This is a genomic window from Salinimonas chungwhensis DSM 16280, assembly GCF_000378185.1.
Taxonomy (GTDB): domain Bacteria; phylum Pseudomonadota; class Gammaproteobacteria; order Enterobacterales; family Alteromonadaceae; genus Alteromonas; species Alteromonas chungwhensis.
In genome coordinates, this window is the sequence record NZ_KB899383.1 from 57,707 (window position 1) to 70,052 (window position 12,346).

The 12,346-nt window shown below is 48.7% G+C and carries 10 protein-coding genes; 9 read left to right on the top strand and 1 reads right to left on the bottom strand.

Going from position 1 to position 12,346, the window contains the following annotated elements; genetic code table 11:
* Positions 1 to 30: 30 nt before the first annotated feature.
* Positions 31 to 984 carry a transaldolase gene (tal, locus tag F458_RS0112360; RefSeq protein WP_018983743.1) on the top strand — a complete coding sequence of 318 codons (954 nt, stop codon included), beginning with the start codon at positions 31 to 33 and terminating at the stop codon, positions 982 to 984.
* Positions 985 to 1,062: 78 nt separating this feature from the next.
* On the opposite strand, the gene tkt is transcribed toward tal, so the two are convergent.
* Positions 1,063 to 3,054 carry a transketolase gene (gene tkt / locus F458_RS0112365; protein ID WP_018983744.1) on the bottom strand — a complete coding sequence of 664 codons (1,992 nt, stop codon included), beginning with the start codon at positions 3,052 to 3,054 and terminating at the stop codon, positions 1,063 to 1,065.
* Between the two features lie 406 nt (positions 3,055 to 3,460).
* Between tkt and F458_RS0112370 the strand changes: the two genes are divergently transcribed.
* The 8 genes from F458_RS0112370 (at position 3,461) to F458_RS0112410 (ending at position 12,317) form a co-directional block, all read left to right on the top strand.
* Complete coding sequence (locus tag F458_RS0112370; protein ID WP_156824241.1) at positions 3,461 to 3,985, top strand: hypothetical protein; 525 nt, start codon at positions 3,461 to 3,463, stop codon at positions 3,983 to 3,985.
* Positions 3,986 to 4,006: 21 nt separating this feature from the next.
* Positions 4,007 to 5,290 (top strand): hypothetical protein, encoded by a 1,284-nt coding sequence (locus F458_RS0112375; RefSeq protein WP_232362662.1) that lies wholly within the window; start codon positions 4,007 to 4,009, stop codon positions 5,288 to 5,290.
* A 21-nt stretch (positions 5,291 to 5,311) separates the two neighbouring features.
* Positions 5,312 to 6,742, top strand: coding sequence for a hypothetical protein (locus tag F458_RS0112380; RefSeq protein WP_018983747.1), 1,431 nt, complete (start codon positions 5,312 to 5,314; stop codon positions 6,740 to 6,742).
* A 36-nt stretch (positions 6,743 to 6,778) separates the two neighbouring features.
* Positions 6,779 to 8,764, top strand: a complete 1,986-nt coding sequence (locus tag F458_RS0112385) for an SUMF1/EgtB/PvdO family nonheme iron enzyme (RefSeq protein WP_018983748.1) — start codon at positions 6,779 to 6,781, stop codon at positions 8,762 to 8,764.
* A 140-nt stretch (positions 8,765 to 8,904) separates the two neighbouring features.
* The gene (locus F458_RS0112395; RefSeq protein WP_018983750.1) at positions 8,905 to 9,675 is read left to right on the top strand and encodes a MotA/TolQ/ExbB proton channel family protein; all 771 of its coding nucleotides are present in this window, start codon (positions 8,905 to 8,907) and stop codon (positions 9,673 to 9,675) included.
* 9 nt (positions 9,676 to 9,684) lie between these two features.
* Positions 9,685 to 10,743: a vWA domain-containing protein gene (locus tag F458_RS0112400; RefSeq protein ID WP_018983751.1), complete on the top strand. Its 1,059-nt coding sequence runs from the start codon at positions 9,685 to 9,687 to the stop codon at positions 10,741 to 10,743.
* On the top strand, positions 10,743 to 11,696 hold the full coding sequence (locus F458_RS0112405) for a hypothetical protein (RefSeq protein ID WP_018983752.1): 954 nt from the start codon (positions 10,743 to 10,745) through the stop codon (positions 11,694 to 11,696). Before F458_RS0112400 ends, F458_RS0112405 begins: the two co-directional genes overlap by 1 nt.
* 114 nt (positions 11,697 to 11,810) lie before the next feature.
* Positions 11,811 to 12,317, top strand: coding sequence for a hypothetical protein (locus tag F458_RS0112410; protein WP_018983753.1), 507 nt, complete (start codon positions 11,811 to 11,813; stop codon positions 12,315 to 12,317).
* Positions 12,318 to 12,346: the final 29 nt, after the last annotated feature.

A 12,346-nucleotide genomic window follows, 5' to 3' on the forward strand; every position in this document is an offset into this window, starting at 1 on the left:
AACCTGAGTAAATTATTTTGTGGAATGCGTATGCCTACTCAATTAGATCAACTTAAAACAATGACCACAGTGGTTGCTGATACGGGAGACTTTAATGCTATAGAGCGTTATCAGCCCCAGGACGCCACCACTAATCCATCCCTGCTACTTAAAGCAATGCAGTCTGATACATTCCGCCCTTTAGGCATCGATGCAATAAACTGGGCAAAGTCACAGACAAATACTCAGCATGCTATCGCCCTGGCGGCAGACAAACTTTCTGTATTAATCGGCTGCAAGCTGATGGGACAAGTGCCCGGTCTGGTCTCTACAGAAGTCGATGCACGCCTTTCTTTTGACACGATGGCGACGTTAGAAAAAGCCCTTTCCCTGATTGCCATGTATGAAGACGCGGGCGTTGACAGCTCCCGGGTCCTGATAAAAATCGCCGCGACCTGGGAAGGTATTCAGGCTGCTCATATTCTTGAATCCAAAGGCATTCACTGCAACGTCACATTATTGTTCTCTTTTGCTCAGGCCAGAGCCTGCGCAGAAGCGGGGGTCTACTTAATCTCACCTTTTGTCGGGCGCATACTGGACTGGTATAAGGCAAATGAGCCAGAAGGCGATTATACCGGCGCGAATGATCCCGGCGTCATGTCAGTAAAAGCAATATACAACTACTTTAAGAAACATGACTTTTCGACCATTGTTATGGGCGCAAGTTTTAGAAATATCAGCGAAATTCAGGAGCTGGCAGGCTGTGACAGGCTGACCATCAGCCCTGTTCTGCTGGAAGAACTGGCTCAGTCCGAGGCACCGCTGGAACAAAAATTATCGGATTCGGCCAGTGTTTCAGCCAGAGAACCCGTGTTGGATGAACAAACATTCCGGTGGCAGATGAACCAGAATAAAATGGCCAGCGACAAACTCGCTGAAGGTATCCGACAGTTTGCTATTGATCAGGAAAAACTGGAAAGCCTGCTTAAAAAATTGAGTGGCTAAAGGCGAAAATATCAGATTGCCAGAAACAACAAAGCCGGCAAAAGCCGGCTTTGTTGTTTCTGGCGGAATGTCATTTTATTACTTTAACAGAGCTTTTGCTTTTTTGACCACATTGTCTGTGGTAAAGCCGAAGTGCTCCATTAAGACGGCACCGGGTGCTGACTCGCCAAATGTAGTCATCCCCAGGATATCGCCTTCACTACCCACATATTTGTACCAAAAATCAGTGTGCGCAGCTTCAACGGCTAGCTTAGGTACACCCGCTGGAAGTACAGATTTTTTATACGCCTCGTCCTGCTGATCGAAGTAAGAAGTAGAAGGCATTGATACAACACGTACTGCTATACCCTCTTTTTCCAGTGCATCAGCGGCATCAACTATCAGGTTAACTTCCGAACCGGTGGCGATTAGTATGACCTGCGGGTTATCGCTGTCTTTTAGTATGTATCCACCTTTGGCAATGTCACGAACCTGGGTTTCGTTGCGTGAAATTGCTTTCGTTCCCTGGCGGGTAAACACCAGTGCGCTCGGGCCACTTTTGCTCAGAGCCTGACGCCATGCCTGGGCTGTTTCCGTCGCATCACAAGGGCGCCAGGTGGATAAATTGGGCGTCATGCGCAGATTAGCCAATTGCTCGACAGGCTGATGTGTGGGTCCATCCTCACCCTGCCCGATTGAATCGTGGGTGTACACAAAGATATCTTTTGCATTCATCAGTGATGCCATGCGCACAGCGTTCCGGGCATATTCCATGAACATCAGGAACGTGGCACCGTAGGGAACAAACCCACCATGCAGCGCAATACCATTCATGATGGCACTCATCCCAAACTCACGTACTCCGTAGTAGATATAATTACCGGCAGGATCGTCCTGTAACCCTTTCGCATCCGGCCACAATGTCAGGTTCGACCCGGCCAGGTCGGCTGAACCGCCTAATAGCTCGGGTAGCTCGCCGGCAAAAAACTCAATGGTATTTTGGGAGGCTTTACGCGTGGCAATATCTGCCATGTCATTTTGACAAGACTGTACAAAGGCATCAGATTTTTGCTCAAAGTCGTCAGGTAGCTTGCGGTCGATTACGCGACGCTGAAATTCTTTAGCTTGTTCCGGGTAAGCATCCTGATAGCGTGAAAATAAGCTGTTCCAACTTTCTTCTTTCTCTTTACCCGCGGCTTTGGCATCCCACTGCTCATAGACATCATCGGGGATCGCAAATGCTTCGTCTTTCCAGTTCAGAAATTCACGCATCTGTCTGATTTCATCAGCACCTAACGGTGCACCGTGACAGGAGTGACTCCCCGATTTAGTAGGAGAACCAAAACCAATGACAGTTTTACAGCTGATCAGTGTCGGTTTGTCAGACTGAGATTTTGCTTGTTCAATTGCCGTGGCAATTGCCTGGCTGTCATGGCCATCCACATTGTGAATGACGTGCCATCCGTAAGATTCAAATCGTTTAGCGGTATCGTCGGTAAACCAGCCTTCCACCTCACCATCTATAGAGATGCCGTTATCGTCATAAAACGCGATAAGCTTACCCAGCCCCAGTGTGCCTGCCAGTGAGCAACATTCATGGGAAATACCTTCCATCAGACACCCATCTCCAAGGAAGCAGTAGGTGTAATGATCGACTAGCGAAAAGTCCGGTTTATTGAACTGCGCCGCCAGTGTTTTCTCAGCAATGGCCATGCCTACTGCGTTGGCCACACCTGCACCTAACGGCCCGGTCGTAGTCTCTACCCCCGGTGTGTAGCCATACTCTGGATGGCCAGGTGTTTTTGAGTGCAGTTGACGAAAATTACTCAACTCTTCAATGGGTAAGTCGTAACCAGATAAGTGCAACAGCGCATACTGGAGCATTGAGCCATGGCCGTTGGAAAGTACGAAACGGTCTCGGTTTGGCCATTCAGGATTGGCCGGATTATGATTCAAATATTGCTGCCATAATACAGCCGCAATGTCAGCCATGCCCATCGGGGCCCCTGGATGCCCGGACTTTGCTTTCTCTACCGCGTCAGCAGCCAATACGCGAATGGCGGCCGCTGCTTTAGTACCTGTATATTTCATGAAGAACCTTATACGTAGTATTGTATTATAATTAATTGGGCCAGAATTTGGCCGCTTATTCAAGCTTTAAGATCGGAATTTGTAATATTTATGTGAATATTGCAGAAAGCAAAGCCAGCCACGTCGGTAACTCCAGACCTAAACATACTGATTTATAACTTTAATTTTATCTTAAGCTCGTGTATAAAAACGCACTGTATCAGGGTTTCACAAATCCAGATAACATTAACAATACGCCCTTTTTATTCTCGCTTTATGGAAGAAGCTTTTTGCCCGCATTTGTTCAGGTCAGGTTAAGCTGTAAGACGGCACGCTATTATCCGGTGACAATACCAGGAAAGTCTCGGTGTTGTAATTATGCGTTTATACTGTCGAGATATGTCGTCAGGACGGAAACAGGAATCGAATGATGCAAAGGTTTATCAAACATTCAATAATCCTCATTCTTTCATTAAGTACTGCTGTGGCGGGTTTGCCTGCCTTTTCCACAGAAGCGGAGCCCATTTATTACAGCGACTGCGCATATATCGAGTTTGAAGATATCGACAGTTCGACCATGACCCGCGAAGAACAATTGGCTGCGCTGGATGCAGACTTTGAAGATAGCCTGAACGCCAGCGAAACCTGTATGACCGACGCCGTTTCCAGCAACGCCGAAAAGCTGGCTAACGCTGGTGGAAATAGTGGTAGTAACGGGCAAGGTAGCAATACCGGTGCTGGCCAGGCAACGCAGACAGCCACAGCTTCACAAACCACTCAATCGGCGCAAGACCAGTCCACGACACCACCCTCGCGTGAGCACGTGACAGGTGGAGGTCAACAGGGTAGTTCAGCAGTTTGTGATGCGGTAAAACAGGGCTATGAATCAGCCACCACGGAAAATGAGAAAAAGCATTTTCAGGAACTTATGACTGAATATGGATGTCGTTAACTCGTTATGGGAGACAAATACGTGAAACGCAATGAAACTATCAAGGGACTGACACGCAAAGCAGGCGTTGCAATCATAACCGCGGCTATCGCCCTGGCCGGCTGCCAGAGTACCCAGACCAATGTTACCAGTGTGGGACCAACGTTGGGCGGTCCGCAAACTGGCAGTGAGCTTGGCAATGCCAAGAAGAGTTACAACTACACCTCTAATATTTATTTAGATGTGGCGGTACCGGTATTTGATCCAGGTCTGCCAATGGATGAATATGGCAATATTGATGATGAAGAAGTGGTTGAACAGGATATCTGGCCCCAGGTACGTCGTTTGGAAGCGAATCGATTTGCCATTAATACCAAAAGAGCCTTGCAGGAGACTAAGGCATTTGGGTCGGTAAATGTGACGCCTGATGCTAATGCCAGTGCTGACGTTTATATACTCGGTAAAATCAATTATTCGGACACTGAGACTGTAGAAATCGGTGTGCGCATCATGGATGCATCAAACAAGGTCTGGAGCGAAGAGGAATTTGAATATCGCGTTAGTGAAGGTTTCTACCGTGATGCATTTCGCAAAGATGGTAATCCTTATGCGCCGGTATTCGATCAGATCGCTGCCCATGTATACGATGTCTTAATGGAAAAATCTGAACGAGAAAAACGGCAGATCGAGCAAATTGCTGATTTACGGTATGCCGCTATGTATTCACCTGAAGCTTTTGCACCGTTCCTGGAAAAAGAAAAAAGCTGGGGATCTTCTCAGCCCCACTTTGAGCTAACGGGCGCACCCTCCCAGCAAGACCCTATGTATCAACGCGTTCAGCGCATACAGGCAAAAGACAATCAGTTTGTCGATTCGCTGCAGGACAGCTACGAGACGTTTTATGCCGAAACACAGGATGTTTATCGCACCTACCAGAAAGAAACGCTGCCTATCGCAGCAGACATTCGGCGTAAGAAAGAAAAACGTACCCAGGCTCAGGCGCTGGCAGGCATTGGTTTAGTCGCTTCTGTGCTGTTGGGGAAAAATTCCGGCTCGACGGTTGGTCAGGTAGGAGCAGCGGTTGCAGGGGTTGCAGCGGCGGTCTCGTTGGCAGAGGCCGTAAAAACCAATAAAGAACTGCACGCGGTAAGGGACATTCTGGAAGAAAAAGGCGAAAATCTGGATATAAAAATTACCCCTCAGGTGGTTGAGTTCAATGACCAGAATATAGAACTTACTGGCACCGCGTCAGAGCAACATACACAACTTCGGCAGCGCCTGTACGAAATTTATCAGGTCGAGTCCACGCCTGATCAGCAGTTGTAAAGCAACAGTAAGGACTTTCTTGTGAGCAGTATCGACAAGGAAATTGATCAGGACAAAAAAACGCACAAATCCACGCTGATAAAAGTCAGCGTGGGATTGGTGTTAGCGGTAGTAACTGCGCTTCTTCTGTATTGGATAACACCCTTGCTGCTAAGCGGAACATCCCAAACCACTTCCGCCCTGCCAGCCTCTAACGGTCAAACGGCTGAATCTGCTAAAAGGATGAGTGAACAAGCCAGAAGCGTATTACAACAGGATTTAACCGCGGTTAAACAACAGTTATCCGCCATGCAGCCTCATCAGCGGGACTGGCAGCCTGCAACGGTGAAAGCATTAGATGAGAGCCTGGAAACTGCCTATTCTCTATACGGTCAGGGCAAATTTCAAAATGCACGATCTGAGGTTGATTCACTCAGTGAAAACCTGACAGCCTACGAAACAGCATTTAAAAACGCCTACCAGGCAGCCTATGAGCGTGCTGAACTTGCCTTCAATAAAGGGGAAATCCACCCAGCGCGGGCAGCCATAGCGGCTTCTTTGCAGGTAAAACCTAATTTTGATAAGGCGCTGGCGCTGAAAAAGCGTATCGATGTTTTTGCGCAGGTACAGGCTCTGTACGAAACAGCACGTATCGGTAAAACAGAAAACAATTTGCAGAAACAGTACCAGGCACTGTCGCGGTTAGTGACGCTGGATCCTGAACAGGAGACAGCGCAAAAACAACTGGTCGCTATTGAGCAAGCCATCGCCAGTGCGGATTTTAGCAAAACCATCAGCCAGGCTCTCAGCGCAGTAGAGGCAAAACAATATGATGCGGCCAGACAATTACTGAAACAAGCCTCAGCCCTTAAACCACAAAGCCCTGAAATCCTTACCCTGCAAACACGTATTGAGCAAGAACAACAGGCCCAGGGGCAGGCAGGCCTCGAGGCACAGGTAAAAGTGTTTGCCCAGGCCGATGAATGGCGCACTGTTAAGATGTTGGCCGATAAAGGCCTGAACACTTACCCGGCCAGTCAGGTACTGCAGCTGGCAGCCAAAAATGCGGCAAAATTAATTGCCGCTGAAACAACGCTTAATGATTACCTCAAGCGCCCTGAAAGGCTATCTGATAGCCGCATTCATGATAATGCCCGCCTGGCGATAGAGAGCACCAAAGCACTCGCGCCGCTAAGTGCAACATTGCAGGCCACCATAAGTCAGTTACAACATGCGCTGGCGGACTACAGCTCTCCCTTACCAGTGACTGTTTATTCTGATGGCAAAACACTGATAAAAGTACTCGGTGTGGGGGTCGTCGGTAAAGTGGATGAAAAAACCATTTCGCTAAAGCCCGGGAATTACCGGTTTGAGGCGAGTCGCGAAGGCTATCGGTCGAAAATTGTATCGATAACCGTGAGTCAAAATGCGTTGCCCGTTTCAGTTCGACTGGTATGCGACCAAAAGGTGTAACACAGACATGAATAATCAACACAAGGAATACAAGCGGTGAGTCGCATCGATGCATCCATAGAATCTGACCGCAGCAAAAATCGCGTTGTTGTGCTATCCAGTGCCGTATTGCTGATTATTGCGTTAAGTAGCTATCTCGTCTGGCTTTTTTTGATTGAAGGCTTTACCGTCGCAGTGACTCCTGAGCAGGCTGGCAAAAGTGCCCACTATCAGGTCGACAACGGCACTGGCTTTTTTATTGATAACAAGCTTTATGTGTTAAGCCTGCCGGTCAAAATCACCGTCGGCGCGCCTAAATATCAATCTGAGTCAGTTATAATTAATAGCGATGCGCCATCGACTATTGCTGTTGGACTCACGCCTAAGCCAGCAACCGTGAGACTGAGTACCTCTGAAAATGAAGAGCAGATTGAGTGGCTGGTTAATGACACCCCCTATGCTACGGCTGAGTCTATCGAAATTTCTCTGCCACCGGGTACGCACTCGGTTACCGCAAGGCATCCGTCATACGAGACAGCAAGATTACGTTTGGAAACTGAGATTGCTCAGAAAATAGAAAAAATTATCACGCTTACGCCCATCAGTGGAACCCTGGACCTGCGCTCTGCGCCCAATGGTGCAGACGTGCTGGTAAATGGGAAGTCTGTGGGTAAAACGCCGATTAATCTGGCGTACGCAGGCGGTTCGCATGATGTGAAGATCCAGTTAGAAAGTTATGAGCCTGTCAACGACAGCATTAGTCTTACCGCTAATCAGCCTGTCGCCAGGCGCGATTACCAGCTTATACCGGTTCAGGCGACACTAAACATACAGACTCAACCCGCCCAGGGGTTATTGACAGTCAATAGTAAAACTGTCAGTGGCACCACCATGAGCATTGACGCTAATACTGAGCACGTCATTAGTTTCAGTGCCCCGGGGTACCAGACTCAGCGTAAAACTATAACTGTGGCACCGGGTAAATCAGCCACGCTGATGTTTGATTTGGCGCCCCAAACCGGCAAGGTAAATATCAGGGCAAATCTACCGGCTGAAGTATACATCGACGGCCAAAAAGCCGGTGAAACGCCGCTGACAACAGACCTACAGACGCTAGCTCATACCATTGAGGTGAAAAAGGCCGGCTACCGAACGATAAGCCAGAAGGTCACGCCAACTGTCGACCGGCTGACCTCAGTAAATGCAAAATTGCTTACCGAATTTGCTGCCAGACGCAAAGAAGGCCGGCCTTTATTTGCCGAAACCATAGGCATCTCACTTTTAATGCTTAACCCGGATACAGTCCAGGTAGGCTCAGCGCCGAATGAAGTTGGCCGCCAGCGCAATGAGCATCAGTATACGGTGCAATTCACCCGGCCATTCTGGTTATCCCGACATGAGATTACAGAAGCGCAATTTGCTCGTTTTAGTGGCCAGAATGGCGGCTCTGAAAAACCCGTAACCGGGGTCAGCTGGCTGGACGCTGCCAGGTTCACTAACTGGTTGAGCGAGCAGGAAGGATTACCTTCATTTTATATTATTGAGAATGGTCGGTTACGCGGTATTGATCCCGCGTCAAACGGCTACCGGCTGCCGACTGAAGCGGAGTGGGAGTTCGCCGCGAAACAAAACCGGCGGGCAGCGGCAACGAAGTACGTGTGGGGCAGCCAGGACAGGCTACGCGATAAACAAGGAAATTTTGCCGATGAATCTCTCAAGGGCAAGCAAACCTTCATATTAAAAGATTACAAAGACGGATTCACCGGTAAAGCACCCGTGGGTAGCTTTAAAGCCGAACGTGGTGGTTTTTTTGATTTAGATGGCAATGTCAGAGAATGGGTTCACGATTTTTATACCGTGCTGCCTCCTGAAAGTGATTCGATATCACCCGACTATCGCGGCAGTACCCCCACCTCATCCCACGTGGTAAAAGGTGCATCTTTTAAAACCGGACGTCTGAAACGACTGCGCGCAAGCATTAGAACTGGCGAATCCGAGCCTCAGGATGATATCGGCTTTCGCATCGCGCGATACCAGAACTAAGGACATAGCTGATGAAAAAGAAAATAATTCTCGCCGCCTTGCTGCTTGTGCTGACCGGCTCAGCAGCTGCGTATTTTGTGTCGCTTGATGCGCCGCAAGATTTTCCTATCAATATTTGATTGCACATAACGGCAGCCACTATGATTAAAAATACCAATGCATCAATGAACCCCGGCCTGCTTCCCAGCATAATTGTTCTGGTAGCGAGCTTCACCCTGGTTCATCTTTTTTACGCTGGCGTGGTGAGACCAGCCGCAGACAATATTCTGGCGAGTCAGGGTACCTCTTCACTCAGTTCCATATGGATTATTCTTAAAGATCTTGAGCAGCAAATTTGTATATCTTTATTGTTCTTCTGTATTTTTCTGATGGTCTTCAAGCTGTGGCGGCTGGTTGACGAAGAGCCCTTGTATACCCGCGATTTTCTAAAGGATCATGATAAGTCACAACCGCTGGATGTGGACGAAGCGTTGCGCGAGCTCAATGCTTCGTCCTACAGTGAAAATCCCGCCATGGCAACGTGGATAAACTGCATCCGTCGCTTTCGCAATACTCAGAATGTTCAGCACGCCGCGGATGCGATTGAGTCGTCGGTGGATAGCCTGGCCGCGCAGCTGGAAAGTGGCAACAATATGATTCGTTATATCATCTGGGCCATTCCCTCTATTGGCTTTGTTGGTACCGTTCGGGGTATCGGTCAGGCTTTAGCGCAGGCAGATGCTGCGCTTGCCGGTGATATCTCAGGTATGACGGCCTCATTGGGTGTGGCTTTCAACTCTACCCTGGTAGCCTTATTTATCTCTTTAATTCTTATGTTTTTCATGCACTTGCTCAATGCACGCCAGGATGCCATGGTGCTGCGGACGCAAGAGTCGTGTGAAAGACATTTGTTGTCTCACTTGCATAACTAAGTCAGCCCCATGAAGCTTAAACGTCGCACCGAAGATGGCTTTAACATGTCCTTTCTGGATGTTATGGCCTGTGGCTTGGGTGCCGTTATCCTGATTTTCATCCTGGTGGATTTTCAGGCGTTTACACAAACGCCTGCACCTGAACAACAAAAGCTGGAACAAGAATTGGCCGCGGCTGAAAACGCGGCTCAACAGTTGCAACAGTCTATCGATGAAATTAATCAAAAAATTGCTATGGAAGCTGGCAAACAGCAGGAATCAGAAGAAAACCAGGATGAAACAACCCAACAACAAGAGCAACTTTTGCAGGCTATCTCTGATCAGCTTGCGGTGGTTGCCGATCTGGAAAATCAACTGGCGGCAGTAGCCAGTGTGCCTACTCCTGATGCCAACATTGCATTAAGCGGCACCGGTGAACAAAACTACATCACGGGCATGCGGGTAGAAGGAAAGCACATCGGTATATTGATCGATAAAAGCGCGTCTATGATGGGCGACAATTTAGTGGATGTGCTGGGCAAACTTGCTCTACCGGACAATCAGAAAATCGCCGCAGCCAAATGGCGACGCACCCGACGTGTGGCTAACTGGCTGCTGGCCAGACTTCCACAAACCTCGAAAGTCTCGGTGGTCGCTTTTTCTGAGCAAGCCCGTGTATTAGGGATGCGGCCGGTCAACAGTGCTGGTGCAAGCGGGTCTTTGAAGGCTATTGCTAAAGATTTGGGTGGGATTGTCCCGGAAGGAGGAACAAACCTTCAGGAAGGGCTCTCGGCTATAATGACAGCAAACCCTGATCTGACGGATCTTTATCTGATTACTGATGGTCTTCCTACTCTTGGCAAAGGATTACCGCTCAAGTGTCGAAATTTTATCAGCAGTAAAAAATCCATATCCTCGGAATGCCGTCAGTTATTATTTCTGGAAACAGTTAAGCGAGGCCCACGAGGCGTCAGTGTGAATGTTATTTTGCTGCCTATAGAAGGTGATCCCTTCGCGCCTGCTCTGTACTGGAGCTGGACCAATAGTAACGGTGGCACCTTTTTATCCCCGGCTCCGGAGTGGCCCTGATGCGTCGCCTCAAACGTCCACCTATAGAAGTGTTCAATCTTTCTTTTCTGGATATCATTTCCTGCGCATTCGGCGCGGTCGTGATGCTGGTTTTGTTAGCCAAAAATGGTGAGCAGGAAACTGAAAAAGGCGCTGCAGATTTATCCGTGCTGATTGAAAATGTATTGGCTGCCCGTCAGTCAGTTGACAATCTGCAGGGCGCCTTATCAGACAAACAAAAACAATTACAGGCAGCAAAAGCACAATCAGCATCTGTCACGCAACAACAAAAAAACTTAGAGACCTCCATCCCGCGCGCTCAGCAGACCCTGGTTCAGTTACAGGATAAGGCCCAGTCTCTGCGAGAACAAGTTCGTCAGGAAAATGCCCGGCTGAATGTGCCTGACACTACAGATACGCCTGACGACGATGTAGGCGGTATACCAACCGATGCCGATTACGTGGTGTTTGTCATTGATAATTCCGGCTCTATGTCGTCAGGCAGTAGCTGGCGAAAAGTGATGCAGGTGGTTAAGGATATCATTCAGTCTCACCCGCAAATGAAGGGGTTTCAGATTATGGCAGCTGATGGTACGCACATGTATCAATCACAGCGTGGGCAGTGGCTCAGCGACAGTCAGTCAATGCGTGATAAAGCAGTAACCCGGCTGGCCGGGTTTCGTGGTGGTGCCAGCGCGCCTGAATTAGGGATCAATGAGGCGCTTGATCTCTACAGCAATACACAGGGAAAGGTCAGCTTATATGTTTTTGGCGACGATTACCGCCCCGCTAACCTGGACACCATTGTCGGCCAAATTACCGGCAAAAACACCGGTACCGATGGCAAGCCGAAGGTTCGGATACATGGCATCGGATTTAATCGCCCCCGTAACGGCAATGCCCAGCAGTTTGCGGCGTTTATGCAGGCTGTTGCCAAACGCAACCGCGGTGCATTCGTAGGGTTGTATTTTTAATTATTTTAGCCTGCGGCTCAGGGGCCAGCCATCGCAGGAGTGTGACGACTCCCCGATATCCGTTGAATCTAATAGTGAATCAGCGATAGCATACTCGTGTTTCAGTAAAACAGCATGATTATGACAGAATTTGAAAACGCAATTAAGCAACGGGAAAATGGCATCAGGCTGGTCGTTGCGGTAATTATTATGACTTTTGTTCTCATCGCAGCGCTGGGCGTGACAACCTACCAAAACTTCGACGATATATATGCTCAGCGTCTTAGTGCCTTTCCCACAGTCAGCGCCGTGGCCACCCTACCCAATGTGTTTGCCGCGGTGTGTTTAGTGCTGGTTAACATTGCGGCTGTGTCTAAGTTGCGTCGGGCCAACCAGACATTAGCATTAAAAGCATATTCATTATTGATGGACAGCGGATTTAGTGAAGCAGACCCTCAACAAGAGGCTATGAAGCAGCGATTTCTTAGTGCAGCCGGGTTACCTCAGAATTATTCACTGGCTCGACTGGCGAAAATGAAGACATTTCACTTTGTTAACGTAGCCAGCCCGGTAAGTCGTGCGATTCATAAGCAACGCGCAGCCTGGATAGCTCTTAGCCGCAAGGTTGAAAAAGAAGTATGAAGCAACGAGAAAGTGAGAGTCAAAACGCG

Coding starts and splice junctions, on each gene's coding strand:
- tal (WP_018983743.1), top strand. CDS start 31: ATGCCTACTCAATTAGATCAACTTAAAACAATGACCACAGTGGTTGCT.
- tkt (WP_018983744.1), bottom strand. CDS start 3,054: ATGAAATATACAGGTACTAAAGCAGCGGCCGCCATTCGCGTATTGGCT.
- F458_RS0112370 (WP_156824241.1), top strand. CDS start 3,461: ATGATGCAAAGGTTTATCAAACATTCAATAATCCTCATTCTTTCATTA.
- F458_RS0112395 (WP_018983750.1), top strand. CDS start 8,905: ATGATTAAAAATACCAATGCATCAATGAACCCCGGCCTGCTTCCCAGC.
- F458_RS0112400 (WP_018983751.1), top strand. CDS start 9,685: ATGAAGCTTAAACGTCGCACCGAAGATGGCTTTAACATGTCCTTTCTG.
- F458_RS0112405 (WP_018983752.1), top strand. CDS start 10,743: ATGCGTCGCCTCAAACGTCCACCTATAGAAGTGTTCAATCTTTCTTTT.
- F458_RS0112410 (WP_018983753.1), top strand. CDS start 11,811: ATGATTATGACAGAATTTGAAAACGCAATTAAGCAACGGGAAAATGGC.